Below are 17,238 nucleotides of genomic sequence, written 5' to 3'. Positions count from 1 at the left end.
AGCCTGATGGATGAAGAGGAAGCGTTAGAGTTCGCCCAGCACCTGGCCGATGTGTCCCGATCCATTGCGCTACGATATTTCCGCACTTCGCTGGATATCCACTGGAAGGAAGACGGGAGCCCCGTGACGATTGCAGATTGCAAGATCGAAAGCACGCTGCCTAGCGCAATACGTGATCGATATCCGGACCATGGCATTATCGGGGAAGAATATGACTGCACTCCCGGGGCACGCTATAGCTGGATACTGGATCCGATTGACGGGACGAAGAGCTTCACAATGGGAAACCCGCTGTTCGGGACACTCATTGGCCTGCTGGATGACGGTCAACCTATCGCCGGATTGGTCGATCTTCCTGCAATGGGAGAGCGGTGGGGTGGAACGGGCAGAAGGACAATATTCACGGATGGGATCAGCAATGGCCAAGCGAATGTCAGCGGCTGCCGTTCCATTGATGCAGCCCGGCTTTATATCATGGCCCCGCCTGGAGCCGATTCTGATGAGAAATATGCAGGGATCGAGACATTGTACCGCGTCGCCGCCATCACCCGTCCTGTTTGCGACTGCTATGCATACGGCTTGCTCGCCTCCGGCTATTGTGACCTGGTGGTCGAGGACAACCTGGAGCCTTGCGATTACCTGCCACTCGTGCCGATAATTAACGGCGCGGGCGGACAGATTACAGACTGGACAGGAAAACCCCTCACCTTGAATTCGGATGGACGAATCATTGCCGCTTCCACTGAGCACCTTCTGGAAGCGGCAATAGAGGTGCTTCACAATTCGCTCGCGGCAGCGGATTCAGTCACCGGATAGTTCTCGCGTGCTGTTAGTGCGATTCCGCACCGAAAATCATATCTTCCCGAAATAGAATCCGTTTTCGATCGGTTGGTTATTTCCTGAAACCATTATGGGAGCAGCCATGAAACCTTCAAAATTTGTGACTCAATCCTTGCTCCTGGCAGGCACAGTTTTCCTGGCGCCAATGGCAATTCACGCGCAGATTGCGCCGGGACCGGGAGGTTCCATCGTCGGGCAACCGCCCGGCCAGGGAATGTCGCCGGGGGGTGGCTACATCGTCGGGCAGCCGCCTCCCCCACCTACCCGCCCCATCCCGGAACAACCCTCGATGAGACAAAACGATTCCACGCCGCCCCCGCTCGTCCCGGGACAGATCGGTCCGGTACAGCCCGGCTCTCCACCCAGCGGCTTGATGAGTGGACGCGATGCGGCCAAGGAGAGGCTCAACCGTACAATCAGAGAAGGAGCGGACCTGGATCGAAACGGAATAATAAGTCCGGAAGAAGCCAGCAGGATACCGCCAGGTTCCCCTTAGCCGAGATAGCGAGATAAATCTGGCGTGGGGATTAGCCGAGTCCTCGAACCAACCCGTCCCGCACGTCTGGTAAACCGCTATCGCCCTTCAAAGGAAAAGCCAATGCGCGCAGTCACCTATCATGGAAGCTACGATGTTCGCGTGGATACCGTACCCGACCCGATACTTCAGGAACCGGACGACATTGTCCTGAAGATTACGGCCACCGCGATCTGCGGATCAGACTTGCACCTGTATCGGGGCAAAATGCCGGAACTCAAGAATGGCGACATACTCGGCCATGAGTTTATGGGAACAGTCGTCGATGCGGGCTCGGGGATTACAGCGTTGCAAAAAGGCGATCGGGTGGTGGTCCCCTTCGTTATCGCCTGCGGACAATGCTTCTTCTGCGAGAGGCAATTATATGCCGCTTGTGAAACGACCAATCCGGATCGGGGCGCAATCATGAACAGAAAAAACGTACGTTCAGGTGCTGCCTTTTTTGGCTATACCCACCTCTATGGTGGGGTGCCCGGAGGGCAGGCTGAATATGTACGAGTGCCGAAGGCAAACGTGGGACCAATCAAGATCCCCGAAACGCTTCCGGATGAGAAAGTCCTGTTCCTGAGCGATATTTTACCGACCGGCTATCAGGCTGTTCTGAATGCAGATATAGGCCCAGGTTCCAGCGTAGCGATTTTTGGCGCGGGTCCGGTGGGATTGATGTCGGCAGCTTGCGCGCGGCTTCTTGGGGCGGAAACAATTTTCATGGTCGACCATCATCCGTATCGACTCGAATTCGCTCGCCAAACATATGACATACTTCCCATCAATTTCGATGAAGTCGATCCTGCCGAGGTCATTGTCGAGAAAACTTCTTACAGAGGTGTCGATGCGGCCATCGATGCAATAGGATTTGAAGCCAAAGGCAGCGCACTCGAGACCGTCATGACCAACCTGAAACTGGAAGGCAGTAGCGGCGTGGCCTTGCGCCAATGCATTGCAGCAGTAAGGCGGGGCGGCACGATCAGCGTGCCGGGAGTGTATGCGGGTTTTATCCATGCCTTCCTTTTCGGTGATGCTTTCGAGAAAGGCCTGACCTTCAGAATGGGGCAAACTCATGTCCAGCGCTTCCTCCCCGAACTGCTGGAACATATCGAATCCGGAAAGCTGCAACCGGATATCATCATCAGTCACCGGATGCCGCTTGCTGAAGCAGCTACCGCATATAAAATCTTCGAAAAAAAGGAAGACGACTGCCGCAAGGTTGTCCTGACGCCCTGACACCTCACACACATCGAAGAGCGTTTCGCGTTCCCGTTCGCCCTGAGCCCTTCGTTCCCCGTTCGTCCTGAGCCCTTCATCTCGTTCACCCTGATCCTGAGCTGGAAGGATCGAAGGGGCGGACTGGGCTCAGGATAGGCCCTTCGTCAGACTCCGGACATCACTGACGAAGGGTATCTGGTATCTCCATTTGTACCACTGCCCCAACCCGATCTACAAAATCAAACCATCATTCGTCCGAGCCTTGTTTGCTATGCTGCGGGGTTGCGGGTCAATACGACGAAGAGTATTCCTGTCCGGTTTACCGGCTGATAGATGTGCCGGTGAGGAAGGGCGGGATGTGATTTTCTCCCCACAGACAGCGCTATTCGATGAGGTGCTGAAAGTTTCCATCGGGCGAACCGACCGCCATTTCACGAGATATCAGTTGTAAAAGAAATGGTGTAAATACATGGGTGGCGACAAAACCGGCATTTCCATGTAGATGGACCAGATGGAGGATCAAGTCAGTGAAAGTGTATGTGGGGCGCAGAATACTCACCCGGTTGCTCATGCCTGCGGAGGCAGCTGAAACCGCTTTCCCATTACTGGCAGCACGCGCATTGCGTGCCTTTGGCGATGGCTATGTTGCCGTACTTTTGCCAGCTTATCTGCTGGCGCTGGGATTTGATCAATTGGATGTAGGCTTTTTAACTACGGCAACGTTAGCCGGATCAGCTTTGGCGATTCTGGGGGTCGGTACAATTGGCTACAGATGGACAGCTCGTCGACTGTTGCTATCCGCTGCCTTGTTGATGGCAGTTACCGGTCTTGGCTTTGCGAGCATCTCGTCGTTTTGGCCACTGTTTGTTGTCGCATTCGTAGGAACACTTAATCCTGGTTCGAGCGATATAAGTGTGTTTTTGCCACTTGAACATGCCCACTTGGCACAAGCGGCCAGAGGCAACGCACGAATCACACTGTTTGCACGTTATTCACTTATTGGCTCGCTGAGCGCTGCTGTAGGTGCTTCAGCCGCCGTCATTCCGTCCTGGCTCGTGTCGGGGTGGCCGGGTCTTTCATTAATTGACGGCCTTCGCGGAATGTTCGTGCTGTATGGTCTACTCGGCGGGGCAGTCTGGCTGCTCTATCGGACTCTCCCGGCGATCGAGGTTCAGACTTCTCCGCTACCACACCCGTTGGGCGCATCGCGCCGCATTGTGTTCAAGCTAGCCACGTTATTCAGCATTGATGCGTTTGCGGGGGGATTGTTGGGAAATTCGCTGCTAACGCTCTGGCTTTTTGAGCGGTTTGGACTATCGCTCGCGCAAGCCGGAACATTCTTCTTCTGCGCGGGGCTCTTATCTGCCGGATCCCAGCTTGCTGCACCAGTCGTCGCGCGCAGGATCGGGCTGCTCAACACAATGGTCTTCACTCACCTCCCTGCTAATGTGTGCCTCATTTTTGCTGCGATTGCCCCCAATCTTGAGGGCGCGCTCGCTCTGCTGTTCGTACGGAGCGCATTATCGCAGATGGACGTGCCGACACGTGCTGCCTATGTAATGGCGGTGGTCACGTCTGCAGAGCGCACTGCCGCTGCAAGCTTCACCACAGTGTCCCGCAGCCTTGCTTCGATCGCCAGCCCAACCCTGACCGGAGCCTTGCTGGCCAGCGGACTGCTGAGCGCACCTTTGATTGCTTGTGGAGCTTTGAAGATTGCTTACGATCTGGCCTTGTTAATATCCTTTAGACGCCTGGATGTTCCGCTGGATTGAGATTGAAAGGATTGGTTTTCGGTCACGGTAAGGGCAAGTCTGTCCTTCAGTTCAGGGATAGAAACAAAACCATCAAATTACCAAAGACCCATCAACGTTTCATTGCCCCATGCACCTTCCGGCCATACCGACTTGAACTCTCCTGTGATCGCCTCCCCTCTCTTGTAGCCAAAATCACCTGTTGTCATAAAACAGCCACAAAGCTGAAATGGTATGGACATATCTGGGCAGTATTCTCCCGCTGGGTTTCTATAAAAAGACGGTAAGGATGTCGCCAGGAGCGGCTCCTGATCCACTTGCGGAGAACAAAATGCTGAAATTGCTGGGTATTGAGATAGTAGTAGTGGTGGTGGTATTGGGTGTGCTGCTTGGAGCGGCCAGCGTGGTACATGCTGAACCGATTATAAAAATTGATGGTTCCAGCACTGTTTTTCCCATTACAGAGGCAGTGGCCGAGGATTTTCAAATAGCCATGAAAGGTGCGGCTAAAGTCACAGTTGGTATTTCAGGCACGGGGGGAGGGTTCAAGAAATTTTGCCGGGGTGAAATAGATATCGCCAATGCTTCGCGCCCTATCCTGAAAAAAGAAATGGACAATTGTAAAACCGCCGGGGTTCAATACGTTGAAATGCCCCTGGCTTTCGATGCTTTGACGGTTGTGGTGAACCCAAAAAATGATTGGGTTAAAACCATTACGGTTGCAGAATTAAAGAAGATTTGGGAGCCGGACGCCCAGGGGAAAATAACCCGATGGAATCAAGTAAACTCGGCATGGCCTGATGAACCGATAAAGCTCTACGGCCCGGGAGCGGATTCCGGTACCTTTGACTACTTTACGGAAGCCGTCGTCGGAAAGGCGAAATCAAGTCGGGGGGATTACACCGCTTCGGAAGACGACAACGTGTTGGTACAGGGGGTAGCGAGCGATAAAAACGCACTTGGGTATTTTGGCTTTGCTTACTACAACGAAAATCAGAAAAAGCTTGAAGCGCTTCCTGTTGATGGAGGCAAAGGCGGCGTTCTCCCGTCCCTTAAAACGGTGGAAGATGGAAGCTATCAGCCATTGTCTCGCCCGATTTTTATTGACATCAACATCAAGGCGGCAGAAAAACCCGAAGTCAGGAAATTTGTTGAGTTCTATATGAAAAATGCGCCGGCTCTGGTGAGAGAAGTCAAATACTTTCCACTGCCAGCTCAAGCGTATACCACTAGCCTGGAACACCTGCACAAGAAGAAGCTTGGCACAGTATTTAACGGCCAGCCGGAAGTTGGGCTCAAGATCGATGAACTGCTCAAGCGTGAGGCCAGCCTGTAATACGACGAAAAAGATGAGGGGGAAACTGCAATATTCACCGCTATTTAAGCCTTTTTGGTTGAACCTCGTGCCTGACCAGCAATACCTATCTGATAAGGCCTCGTTACTCTGCGTCCCCCTCTTTCCGCTACCCATAGGCTAACAGCCGCAGAATCAAGTCCGGGATTCTCTAAGGTACTTACACCTCAACCTTATCCTTGCTTCCTACCTTTGGAAATACCCTACAACGTGCATCAAATCCTGACACAGCGCAACTGACAATACTCGATATTCTCAGTTGTTTCCAATGAACTGGCGCCTAAGTCCTTAAAAATGCTGTAACAAATACCCAGTACGATGTCTGACCGAATCCTATCGCACTGGAGTGAATCATGTTTGAATATGCTGTGTATGTACGGACCAAAGAGGGCTACGTCGAGCGCATGAATAATATTATTTATAACTTCCCTTACGATCCGCAAGAAGCCTATGGTTCTTTAGCCCCCTATGTGCACGAAGAAAAGCTCGTCGGTTTTCCTGAATCCCTAGTGCTCTGGGAAAACACTATAGGACCGAGTGTAGGCATAGCTCCTATTAACCCTCCTTCTCACTCTGCGGATGGTGCCCTCTTCCCCGCCTTATTGATGGGCTAGAGTTCCTGGCTGCTAACGTCAATTCCTGTGCCTAATCTGCCTATGGGATATTAATTGTGGGACCCATCTTATCCCTTTGGCGATGTCCTTTTCCTGTGTCTTTAGGAGTGTAAACGAACCCGGCCTACGACCCTGCCTCCCTTGTTCAGTAGGCCGGGTTCTTTTTTTTGTTTCTGCAGAGGTTAAAGGCTGGCCCACATCAACTCTCTGCATGATCCGATCCTCATCTGGCAGCTGTATCGTTTAAGAAACAGCAAACGGGGAAGAGAAAGATTCTCGCATTTCAGGCTGTGAACCCTCGCACAAAATCTCGCTAGCAAGAAAGCTTGAAGGGATTTGGAAAGAATCCCCTTACACCGCCTCCTTCAGCCAGCTCCTTTCTTAAAATTCTGTAAGTAGCGCTACCCCTCCGTCACAGGCAAAGCTCAGCTGCCGTTCGTCGTACATTGGGGCCATGATAGGGAGTATCTGGGCGTTCGGCTCAATCGTCATGGCTCAACCCTACCTTTTGTCATAAAACAGTTACAAAAGGGTAATAAGGTCGTCATTTCCCTTACATATCCTTGCCCCCGGTTTTTACCAATAAAACATGACCAATCAACACTACAACCGGGAGCATATCTTTGAAATTTTCAAAACTTGTATTGGCAGCGGCTGCTGCCTTGGGAGCAAGCACATCATCTTTGGTTTTTGCGATTGATCTTTATGTTGACACCAAAACCAAGCACATATTTGCAGAGCCCGGGCCTGACCGGCAACCGCTGGGTACCTATGAAAGAGTCCAAGGTACACCATCAAATAACGCCACGCCCGCGCCGGAGGCAGAGAGAATCGGTCAGTCACTGCCTGGAGACAGAAACGCGAGAATAAAAGAAAAAGCAGAACGTGCGCAGCTCGTTGGCAAGGTTGAGTCTCTTGAGGAACGTTTCAAGGAAAGCGAAAAGCAACTCAAGCTGGATAAAAACGGCCTGCAATTTGAAACAGCAGACAAGAACTTCAAGTTCAAGATCGGGGGCCGGATTCATACGGATTACACGCACAGCAGTAATGATCATTTTTTTAGAGGCGGGGTTCCGGTTCAAGCCAATGATGGCGCAGAGCTGCGCAGGGGGCGACTGGAGTTTGCAGGCACTTTCTTTAAAGATTGGGATTTCAAGAGCCAGGTCGACTTCGCTGATAACCAAGTCGGCGTCAAGGACATGTTTATCTCATATAGAGGGCTGGATTTCGCAAAGGTCAACGTCGGCCATCAGAAACAGGCTTTCAGCCGCGAGTTACAGGAAAGCTCCAACGATCTCATGTTTATGGAAAGATCGTTAATGAATGTGCTCAATGCGCCACTCGTAGACCGCGCTATGGGTGTAAACCTGTCAAGTAGAGGTAAGAACTGGACCGGACAGGTCGGGCTTTATGGGGAGTCAATCGACGCCAATAACGACAGTTTGGATGAAAGTTGGGGAACCAATTCGCGCATCACTTTTGCACCCATTGATGAAAAGACAAGGATTGTCCATTTGGGGGTGGCAGGGAACTATCGCAGACCGAGTGGCAGGGGCCAGTTATTTGGTCCCTCAAATGGCGTGAGATTCAGGCATGAAACCTCGCATATAACCAACCTCTTTCCAATTGATTCGGGTGCCCTGGGAAATGTCGAGGACATTAAGATGCTGGGCCTGGAGGCCAGCGGCGTATATGGACCTTTCAGCGTAGGAGGCGAGTATACCCATAGCTGGATTGGCCGTAGAAACGGCCTGGATTCACTGAGCTTCCATGGATGGTACGGAGAAGCTGCGTGGACACTTACAGGAGAATCGCGCCAGTACAAAGAAGGAAAGTTTCACAGAGTGGAGCCAACCCGGAATCTCAGTTTTTCCAAGGGCGGATGGGGCGCATGGGAACTCGCGGCGCGTATCGCCGGAGTAGACCTGAATGATGGCGTCTTCAGGGCAGGAGAGATGAAAAACTTTACCGCCGCCCTGAACTGGTACGTGAACAGCAACATTCGCTTCATGTTCAATTACGACAGGATATTGGAAATCAAGGATTCGCCCCTAATCACGGCAAGCGGGGGCAAGCCGGATGACCTGAATACTTTCATGTTCCGCAGTCAAATAGCCTTCTGATTCCGATTCGCCTGAGGATGCGCGTGAAATCACGGATCAGTGGCTTAAACCTGTAACGAAGAACAGCCCGAATGCCGCTGAAATGAGGATTTTCTGCCTGATGTGTTTCCCGCCATGGATGATATGTTATGAAAAAACGAAGATACATTGATCTGTACGGCTATACAGCAGACGAGTTCGACCCCTTGCTGGAAAGAGGTATTAACAAGAAGCTGCGCTCTGCCGGAAAATCCCGATCGGAGTTGGACATGTCCACTGTCTTTGTGGCTTATGAAGATGAGACTCGCAAACTTCCTCGCCGTAGACTCCGCGAAATGCGGATTGCCGCCTGAGTTCTGGCTTCTATAACTGGAAGCTTCACTTCAAAAGCCGCTAACCAGTGGTTTTTTAAAAACTCTCTCCAAACCAGGAATAGGGTTTGATGAAAGTCCCTGTAGCAATGAAGCATCATGCCTCCGTTACAGGGGCTTTTTTGTGCCCATGAAAATCAAAGCTCTTCCCTTCCATTTGTAATTGCCGCTTGACAATAGACTCCGCGACTCCGGGCGCCCTTAAGAGGGTCGATCTTCTTGCCGAATGGGCCACTGATATTTTAGCGCAGGATTTCCGGAAAGGCTCTTATCCTTCAGTCTATACCTCCACCATCGTGTTTCTGGTAAGGAAAGGCAATTCTAAGAAACTCAAGGATTGGAGTGATCTGGCACAATCCGATATAAAAGTAGTTACCGCAAACCCAAAGCTGTCGGAAAGGGGTCGCTGGAATTATCTTGCCACCTGGGATCCGCGCTTAGGCAATCAGGTGGCAACGAACAAGCTGCGCGTGAATTTGTTAGCCAATTGTATGCCAACGCCCAGATGGTGGATTACGAGGGTAAAAAGCCGGGAAACGCGACTGCTGCCTTTGTCTTTCTCAATACAGGCGATGTACTCCTCACGTGGGAAAATGAAGCTCACCTGATCGTTCAGGATAGCGGAAAGGATGAGTTTGAAATCGTTACCCCATCCATATCAATAGTGGCTGGATCCGTGACAAGTGTCGTGGACAAAGCTGCGCACCGGAAAGGCTCACGCGGTGTAGCAGCTTCATACAATCAGTCACCGGATGCCGCTTGCTGAAGCGGCATCCGCATATAAAATCTTCGAAAAAAAGAAGACGACTGTCGCAAGGTTGTCCTGACACCCCACACACGCCGAAAAGCGTTTTGCGTTCCCGCTCGCCCTGCCCCCTTCGTTTTCATCCGCCCTGAGCCCGTCATCTTCTCCGTTCGCCCTGAATCCTTCAGCAGCGCAGCGAGGCAGAAACGGAGCAAAACCGGACACCAAAACGCTGCCGAGGAAAGAGCCTGACAAGAATCTTTGTTCAAAAAATCGGCAGCGTACCTATTTAACTCGGCGAGCAAACAGTACAAACGTCATACCGGCGAAAGCCGGTATCCATTGACGTCATGTCAGTTCGCCCTGCACTCGTCCAAGGATCGGATAAATGATCTCACGATAGAACTCGAAGTGCTGTACGAGGGATGTATGAATTGTTCGTTATCGCACAGTAGCTTCCCCTAAAAACCCTGATCATAGCGGCAATCACCTGCGCTGGCCGAGAAATAAGAATGCGAAAATCATCATAATCGGTTCGCGAAGCCCCCCGACGGTTTGCTCCCAGGCTCATTGTTCGATGAACACGATCAATAACAAAACATTCCTTTCTTTCTGGCAGGCAGGCTATGAAGGTTCGGACCACATCAATGGTGAGGGGGTACCCTTATCCATGAATCACGCCACGCAGCATGCGGATCTGGCATATCACGATTATTCGCTACTACAGGATTTTGGGATCGGAACGGTCCGCGAAAGCGTGGGTTGGCGGTCAGTGGAAAAAGAGGGGCGTTTCGATTTTTCGTCTGTCGAATTACGTGCGCGTGCGGCTCGAGACCGTGGCTTACAGGTCATATGGACGTTATGCCATTACGGCTGGCCGGATGATATATATCCCTATTCGCCTGATTTCATTGATCGGTTTTCGCTGTTTTGTTCTCGGGTAGTGGAATATCTCGAATCATTTTCGACCAGCAACGTTGTTTCCGTTTACACGCCGATCAACGAAATCTCCTTCACCAGTTGGGCATCTGCGCGAAACCGGTTCATGTGCGCTAATCCCCATGATGACGACGGAGCGGAGTTGAAACGGCAGTTGGTGCGAGCAACGCTGAAAGGTTGCGAGGAAATCTGGAAAATCAGCCCTTCCGCTCGCATTCTTCATTGCGATCCGCTGATACACGTCGTTGCCCCTGATGACCGGCCTGATCTCGAGGATCATGCAGAGATGTACAGGCAATCCCAATTCGAAGCTTGGGACATGATCTGCGGACGCATGGAGCCTGAGCTGGGGGGCGCCCCCCACTTTCTGGACCTGATCGGGGTTAACTACTACCACAGCAACCAATGGGAATCTAGCGGCGACAAATGGGAGGCAAGTCTCCCTCTCTTCTGGCACCTCGATCATCCCCGCCGCGTTCCATTGTATGACCTTCTAAACGAGGTTTATCACCGCTATCACCGCCCAGTTTTAATCTCGGAAACCAGCCATGTCGGAAGCGGCAGGGGTGCGTGGATCAAGGAAGTGGCTCAACATGCGGTAATGGCTAAACGGTTCGGTGTGGATCTGCAGGGAATCTGCCTGTACCCCATCGTGGATCGGCCGGATTGGGATAACCCGGAACATTGGCATAAAAGCGGTCTATGGGAAGTAGATATCAAGGGGGAAAAAGAGACGCATTGCCATCGGATTTTATCGCAGACATATGCGGTTGGCTTAAGAGGCGCTCAACGGCTGACTGAGAATTTTTTTTCACATTGCCTTTCAATTCAAGCCTCATCTAACGCTCCAGGAACCCCAATGACGACAATTATTGTTTTTTCCCACCTGCGCTGGGACTTTGTATATCAACGGCCCCAACATCTTCTCTCCCGCCTTGCCGAAAACTACAAAATTGTTTTCATTGAAGAGCCGGCTCTGCACCAGCAAGACAGTTTCCTCGAATACTCCCAACCCGTGCCGAATATTACCGTGGTCAAGCCTCACACGCCGGTCGCTGCATCGGGTTTTCATGATGAGCAACTGCCGCATCTGATCAAACTCATGCGGGAATTCGTTGTTCTGGAAGAAGACCACATCGCCTGGTTCTATACCCCGATGGCGTTACCACTGCTGCGGGAGCTGCAACCCTCCCTGGTTATCTATGATTGCATGGACGAACTGGCTGCTTTCAAGAATCCGCCAAAGCAAATGCTTCAACGGGAAAATGCGCTGCTGAGAGTTGCTGACCTCGTTTTTACCGGCGGCCCAAGCCTCTACCGGGCAAAGCAGGCACGCCATCCGAACGTGCACTGCTTTCCCAGCAGTGTAGACATCGTACATTTTGAACAGGCAAGGGATCGGAGCAATCGTCATCCGGCTCATGAGGACATACCCGGCCCCCGGCTCGGCTATTATGGCGTGATCGATGAGCGGCTTGATCTGGAACTCATCGATCGCCTGGCGGAGGCGCACCCGCAATGGCAGATCGTCCTGGTTGGGCCCGTCGCGAAGATCAGCCGAAGCGCATTGCCACGACGGCATAACATCCACTACCTGGGTCAACAGCCTTATAAAGCTCTGCCGCATTTTCTGGCTGGCTGGAACGTATGTTTGCTGCCGTTTGCACTGAATGAATCCACGCGCTTCATCAGTCCGACCAAGACACTGGAGTACATGGCTGCCGAATTGCCCATAGTCAGCACACCCGTTGCAGATGTAGTGGAACTGTATGGGGAAGTCGTATCGATTGCAGATACACCACAGGCTTTCATTCGGGCTTGTGAGGATGCATTGCTGACCACACCCGAAGACAATACGCAAACCATTATGAGGATGCGGAAAATGGTATCGGCAACCTCATGGAATACAACCGCGGAAAAAATGCATGAGCTCATGCAGAATGTCGTCCTGCAAAACGAGGGGGCAAAGAGGGGCGTACGCCGCTTCATAGAGCCCGAGTCCTCCATCCACCGGGATATTGAACCTGTCTCTGCCGAAGACAGGAAGTGTGTCATTATCGGGGCGGGACCTACCGGATTGAGTGCCGCTTATCACCTTGATGAAGAAACGCTGCTGCTGGACAAGAACCCGATTGTGGGCGGATGGTGCCGCTCGATTGAAGACAAGGGTTTCACCTTTGATCACGCCGGTCACATCATGTTTTCAAACGACGCCTACGTTCATCAGCTCTACAAGGTCCTGCTCGGCGATAACGTCCATTGGCAAAACCGTGAAGCCTGGGTTTACAGCAAAGGCGTTCATACCCGTTACCCATTCCAGGGGGCCCTCTATGGGCTGCCGGCGGATGTCATCAGGGAATGTATCGTCGGAGCGATGGAAGCACGTTATGGCGCGTTAAAGACTCCGCAAGCAAAATCAATGGAAGGAGCCTGCCAGGGTACGGATGGCGCCGCTGCCGTTGTATCCGACTGCTGCGCGGATGGGACCGGGAGTATAGCGCCCGAGTCCGGCAAAGTACGAGGGGCCGAAGGCGTGGTTGAAAGAAGCAAAGTGGAAAACTTTGAAGATTTCATCTATCGGGTGTGGGGGGCAGGTATCGCGAAACATTTTGCGGTCCCTTACAACAGAAAACTCTGGACAGTTCCACTGACAGAAATGGAAACTTCCTGGCTTGGGGGCCGGGTACCCCTGCCCGACCTGGAGGAAATCATAGAAGGCGCACTACGGCCTGTCGCCAAACCAATGGGACCCAATGCGCGCTTTGGTTACCCTCTTCGGGGGGGATTTCAGGCCATGATGTCCGGCTTTGTTCCTCATATCAAAGGCGCCATTGAACTGAACGCAGATGTCGCCCGCATTTCACCGGACCAACACTTGATTACATTGGCGGATGGAAGGCGCTACCGGTACCAGTACCTGCTCAGCACGATCCCGCTGCCTGAACTGATCCGCAGCATTGGCGATGAAGCGCCTTCGCCAATCAAAAAAGCGGCAGCTGCGTTGCGCCACGTTTCGGTGCGCTGCGTCAACCTGGGTATCGGCAGGGAAAACATTTCAGACAAGCACTGGATCTATTATCCGGAAGACACCATCTTCCACCGGGTTTTCCTCCAGGGAAATGCAAGCCCTGCCTGCAATCCGCCGGGCGGATTTGGTCTCACCTGTGAGATATCCTACTCGCCGGCCAAGCCGCTGCCACTCGACGGCCAGGAGTTAATCGACCGATGCGTGGAAGACTGCATCAAGGTGGGTTTGTTTACGCGGGACGATAAATTGATTACGGCCAATCTGGTCGATATGCCCTACGCCTATGTGGTATATGACCATGCGAGAAAGCAGAGCGTTGAAACCATCCGGCAATGGCTTTCGGAGCGCGATATTATCCTGGCTGGGCGCTACAGCGAGTGGGAATATTACAACTCCGATCATGCTTTCCTGGCAGGAAAAAAGGCAGCAGAAGCTATCAGTCAATTCTCTGACAGCGAAGAACGTGTTGCCGACAAAACCGCAGTGTGATCGAGCATGATAATAGACGCTCATATTCATTGTTCAGGAGACGAAAAAGTAGATGACGTTCTACAGGCATTGGATCGGGCGCAGGTGGACAAGGCCGTTGTGCTTGCGCCGTTTTTGAGCGGCCCATATTCCATGCACGACAGTGCGTCGTTAAGGTCGGCCAACCATTATCTTTCCCAGCTTGTAGGTCATCATACCGATCGCCTGATCGGGTTTGCGGTAATCAACCCTTCGTTAGAAGGTGCGTGCGAAGATCTTGTCAACGCGCACGAGTTGGGGCTTCATGGACTCAAAATGGTGCCAGCCGGATGGTACCCTTATGACGACTGCGCACGGAACGTTTATGAAACAGCAGCCCGCCTCAAGATTCCAATCCTGTTCCACAGCGGTATTTTTATCGATGGAAAATCGGGGCGTTTCTGTCGCCCCAGCTTTTACGAAGCGATACGCGATTATCCTGACCTGCGCGTTACCCTGGCTCACCTCGGATGGCCGTGGTCCGACGAGGCGAATGCGGTAGGTCTCATAGACCTCATCAACGGAGTGCCGCCTGACAACAGCCAGTTTCGCTTCGACATTTCCTTTGGCGCGCCTCCTGTTTACCGCCTTGAAGTTCTGAGAAAAGCAATCGACGTCCTCACGCCCGACTTATTGCAATTCGGCAGCGATGTGTTTTTGCCCTGTAGTGCGGATTTGATAAAAAGCCGAATTGACGATGTGTTGACGCTGCTGGAACGTCTCGACGTGGACAAGTCCAGCCGCGACCGGATCATGGGAGGGACAGCCGCGGCCTGGCTGGGAATAAATTGACGTGAAAATCATTTCAACTGCCGAACGGCCTATCAACCTTCTCGAAATTATAGGGGCCTCCATCGTCGGTGGAATGGAAGCTTACGTCTTGAGGTTGCTCGAGCGACTGCCGCAGGACACTTTTCGTGTCACCTGCCTCTGTGTGGCGGAAGGTAAACTGACATCGCAATTACGCGATATCGGCTGTAGCGTTCACATCACCCCTGTCACCGATGAGCCTGACTGGCAGTCTATCCTCCTTGGGGCGAGCCTCGTCCGGGCTGATGCGATCGACGTCATCCATGCACACCTTCCCAATGCGCACTCGCTTGCAGGTATCCTGAGCAGGTTGACCGACACGCCGGCAATAGCCACTGTCCACGGACGCTACCTGAGCATGCGCGATTTTGAAGTGCACAAGCTCATGAATACTCATATCAACGTGGTTGCAAAAACCGCCTACTTTCAAGCGTTGACTCTGGGCGTACCAAGCACAAAACTGCGCTTCATTCCTAACGGAATCGATACAAAGATCTTCCATCCGGCTCCCAAGTCCAATTACCTTCATTCCTTGATCAAGATCCCGCCAGAAGCGCCCCTTGTAGGCTTCATCGGTCGCCTCTCGCCCGAGAAGGGGCCGGAAATGTTTGTTCGCGTGGCGCAGCTAGCGCACAAGAGGCTCAAGAACTGCCATTTCGTACTGGTGGGCGAAGGGCCGATGCGGCGAGAGCTCCAGAACGAGATCGACCAGCACGATCTGACAGGCCACATTCATATGGTGGGCCTGCAGCGGGACATGACAAAAATCTACCCCTGCCTCGATCTCGTTGTGTCAACTTCGTATTCTGAAGCGATGCCCTTGGTGATCGTGGAAGCGATGGCATCAGGCCTCCCCGTGGTGGCTACGAATGTCGGGGGCGTAGTCGATATTGTCGAGGTAGGCGGTACCGGTCTGCTGAAACAGCCCGGAGATACGGAAGGCCTGGCCAATGATGTCGTCACTCTGATGACGAGCAATTCGACGCGTATCAGGATGGGGGAAGCAGCCCGAAAACGCGTCGAAGAGAAGTTCGACCTGAGCGATATCGTCGCTCAAACTGCGCAAGTATTGCGGTCTCTTACCCAGGGTGGTATCAAAGGAAGCGATGCGGATACAGCAAAGGGTTATCGAAAAGCGCGTTCCTGATGGTTCTCCGCGGTGAAACCTTCCGCCGCCTCTCCGCGCGTCATCCCTACCGGGCCAGCGGAGATGGTTCTCGGGGGAATCTCCTGGTTTTTTCGCGATCCACGAGCATGGGAATATACCCAGGTAAACTCGGCGCCGAGTAAAAAAATCTGGGCTGAGTAGTAAACCCACACCAATACGACAACCAGTGATCCCGCGGCGCCAAATCCGGAACTGATCGCGCTTTTTCCAATGTAAAGACCGATCAGAGACTTGCCGATGGTAAACAGCAATGCGGTAACGCCTGCCCCCAGCCACACGTCCTTCCACTGAATTTTCACCTTGGGCATAAATTTGTAAAGCATCGCGAAAACAGCGGTGGTAAAAACAAAGCTGAATATAAAATTCAGAGTCGTTACCAGAATTTCAAGTTCCGAAAAAAATCCACCCCACCACTTTCCCAATGCGGACACGCCGGCATTGAAAACAAGGGATACCATCATTAGAAAGCCTATTCCCAGTATTATTCCAAACGACAGCAATCTGGTCCTGATGAGCTCCCCTATCCCGCCGTTCTTGTCTTTGCCGGGTACGCGCCAGATTCGGTCGAATGCGTTCTGCAGCTCGCCAAATACGGTGGTTGCGCCAATCAGGAGTAAAACTGTTCCGACCACTGCGCCTGCCGCACCCTCTTCCGGCTTGCTGACACTTGCAAGCAACCCTTCCACTGCGGCCGCCCCTTGATCACCCATCAAGTCGCGCAATTGTCCGAAGATTTCTCCACGCACCGCTTCTTCGCCAAAAACAAGTCCTGCCGTCGAAATGACGATCAGCAAAAGCGGAGCGATGGAAAACATGGTGTAGTAGGCCAGCGCCGCGCCCATGCTGGCCGCATAATCGTCCAGCCAGGACGAAAAAGAAGCTTTGACAAGAGCCCATACCTCTTTGATATTCATGCTGTCCTCCTCTCTTCCCCCTTCCTTCCCTTTTTGTCCCCTGTCCTCCTGTCAAGCAGGCGATGGGGCAGAAATGCGAGTCGGAAAGCAGGAATTTATCCATAGAGCCGAAATAGCGCTATGAATTACAATAGGTGAAACGATCCAATTGGTATGTACGCCAATGCACAGATCGGGAGAGATGGACTTGGGCCGACTGTCAGCTACCTGGCTGGCTTTCTGCTCGTATAGATCTGGTAGGCGGGATTGGATGAATCAGGCAGCCGGTCGAAGTGTTCGATGATGTAGCGGTAAATAAGAATGAAATCTACTCCGATCACACGTTATGAAGTGCTACGAGTTCCATACCGCCTC

General features: G+C 52.4%; 13 protein-coding genes and 1 pseudogene. 13 read left to right on the top strand and 1 reads right to left on the bottom strand.

All coding sequences use genetic code 11. The features are described from left to right. Positions 1-6: 6 nt before the first annotated feature. The 13 genes and pseudogenes from AC52W5_RS14220 to AC52W5_RS14160 all read left to right on the top strand — a co-directional run bounded on the left by AC52W5_RS14220 (position 7) and on the right by AC52W5_RS14160 (position 15,949). Positions 7-816: an inositol monophosphatase family protein gene (locus AC52W5_RS14220; RefSeq protein WP_495671478.1), complete on the top strand. Its 810-nt coding sequence runs from the start codon at positions 7-9 to the stop codon at positions 814-816. Between the two features lie 106 nt (positions 817-922). Continuing rightward, positions 923-1,336: a hypothetical protein gene (locus AC52W5_RS14215; protein WP_495671477.1), complete on the top strand. Its 414-nt coding sequence runs from the start codon at positions 923-925 to the stop codon at positions 1,334-1,336. 102 nt (positions 1,337-1,438) lie between these two features. Further along, a complete protein-coding gene (locus tag AC52W5_RS14210) occupies positions 1,439-2,599 on the top strand; it encodes a zinc-dependent alcohol dehydrogenase (RefSeq protein ID WP_495671476.1) in 1,161 nt (386 codons plus the stop codon). Positions 2,600-3,108: 509 nt separating this feature from the next. Then, the gene (locus AC52W5_RS14205; protein WP_495671475.1) at positions 3,109-4,353 is read left to right on the top strand and encodes an MFS transporter; all 1,245 of its coding nucleotides are present in this window, start codon (positions 3,109-3,111) and stop codon (positions 4,351-4,353) included. Positions 4,354-4,663: 310 nt separating this feature from the next. Continuing rightward, positions 4,664-5,668 carry a PstS family phosphate ABC transporter substrate-binding protein gene (locus tag AC52W5_RS14200; RefSeq protein WP_495671474.1) on the top strand — a complete coding sequence of 335 codons (1,005 nt, stop codon included), beginning with the start codon at positions 4,664-4,666 and terminating at the stop codon, positions 5,666-5,668. A 371-nt stretch (positions 5,669-6,039) separates the two neighbouring features. Further along, on the top strand, positions 6,040-6,300 hold the full coding sequence (locus tag AC52W5_RS14195) for a hypothetical protein (RefSeq protein ID WP_495671473.1): 261 nt from the start codon (positions 6,040-6,042) through the stop codon (positions 6,298-6,300). Between the two features lie 623 nt (positions 6,301-6,923). Then, a complete protein-coding gene (locus tag AC52W5_RS14190) occupies positions 6,924-8,423 on the top strand; it encodes an OprO/OprP family phosphate-selective porin (RefSeq protein WP_495671472.1) in 1,500 nt (499 codons plus the stop codon). A 128-nt stretch (positions 8,424-8,551) separates the two neighbouring features. Further along, the gene (locus tag AC52W5_RS14185; RefSeq protein WP_495671471.1) at positions 8,552-8,755 is read left to right on the top strand and encodes a hypothetical protein; all 204 of its coding nucleotides are present in this window, start codon (positions 8,552-8,554) and stop codon (positions 8,753-8,755) included. Between the two features lie 188 nt (positions 8,756-8,943). Beyond that, a pseudogene (locus tag AC52W5_RS14180) lies at positions 8,944-9,123 on the top strand (sulfate ABC transporter substrate-binding protein); the annotation flags it as partial. A 137-nt stretch (positions 9,124-9,260) separates the two neighbouring features. Then, complete coding sequence (locus AC52W5_RS14175) at positions 9,261-9,539, top strand: hypothetical protein (protein WP_495671494.1); 279 nt, start codon at positions 9,261-9,263, stop codon at positions 9,537-9,539. Between the two features lie 556 nt (positions 9,540-10,095). Continuing rightward, positions 10,096-13,974, top strand: a complete 3,879-nt coding sequence (locus AC52W5_RS14170) for an NAD(P)-binding protein (RefSeq protein ID WP_495671470.1) — start codon at positions 10,096-10,098, stop codon at positions 13,972-13,974. 6 nt (positions 13,975-13,980) lie between these two features. After that, positions 13,981-14,784 carry an amidohydrolase family protein gene (locus tag AC52W5_RS14165; RefSeq protein WP_495671469.1) on the top strand — a complete coding sequence of 268 codons (804 nt, stop codon included), beginning with the start codon at positions 13,981-13,983 and terminating at the stop codon, positions 14,782-14,784. 1 nt (position 14,785) lies between these two features. Further along, entirely contained in the window at positions 14,786-15,949 is a 1,164-nt protein-coding gene (locus AC52W5_RS14160) for a glycosyltransferase (RefSeq protein WP_495671468.1), read from the top strand. On the opposite strand, the gene AC52W5_RS14155 is transcribed toward AC52W5_RS14160, so the two are convergent. After that, positions 15,928-16,884 (bottom strand): YihY/virulence factor BrkB family protein, encoded by a 957-nt coding sequence (locus tag AC52W5_RS14155; protein ID WP_495671467.1) that lies wholly within the window; start codon positions 16,882-16,884, stop codon positions 15,928-15,930. The two genes, AC52W5_RS14160 and AC52W5_RS14155, sit on opposite strands and share 22 nt — an antisense overlap. Positions 16,885-17,238 lie beyond the last annotated feature (354 nt).

This window comes from Nitrosospira sp. CT, from assembly GCF_059489795.1.
Note: the sequence above shows the minus strand (reverse complement) of the source record. Positions and strands in the feature narration are given on the sequence as shown.

Coding starts and splice junctions, on each gene's coding strand:
- AC52W5_RS14185 (WP_495671471.1), top strand. CDS start 8,552: ATGAAAAAACGAAGATACATTGATCTGTACGGCTATACAGCAGACGAG.
- AC52W5_RS14220 (WP_495671478.1), top strand. CDS start 7: ATGGATGAAGAGGAAGCGTTAGAGTTCGCCCAGCACCTGGCCGATGTG.
- AC52W5_RS14200 (WP_495671474.1), top strand. CDS start 4,664: ATGCTGAAATTGCTGGGTATTGAGATAGTAGTAGTGGTGGTGGTATTG.
- AC52W5_RS14165 (WP_495671469.1), top strand. CDS start 13,981: ATGATAATAGACGCTCATATTCATTGTTCAGGAGACGAAAAAGTAGAT.
- AC52W5_RS14155 (WP_495671467.1), bottom strand. CDS start 16,884: ATGAATATCAAAGAGGTATGGGCTCTTGTCAAAGCTTCTTTTTCGTCC.
- AC52W5_RS14195 (WP_495671473.1), top strand. CDS start 6,040: ATGTTTGAATATGCTGTGTATGTACGGACCAAAGAGGGCTACGTCGAG.
- AC52W5_RS14215 (WP_495671477.1), top strand. CDS start 923: ATGAAACCTTCAAAATTTGTGACTCAATCCTTGCTCCTGGCAGGCACA.
- AC52W5_RS14210 (WP_495671476.1), top strand. CDS start 1,439: ATGCGCGCAGTCACCTATCATGGAAGCTACGATGTTCGCGTGGATACC.
- AC52W5_RS14170 (WP_495671470.1), top strand. CDS start 10,096: ATGAACACGATCAATAACAAAACATTCCTTTCTTTCTGGCAGGCAGGC.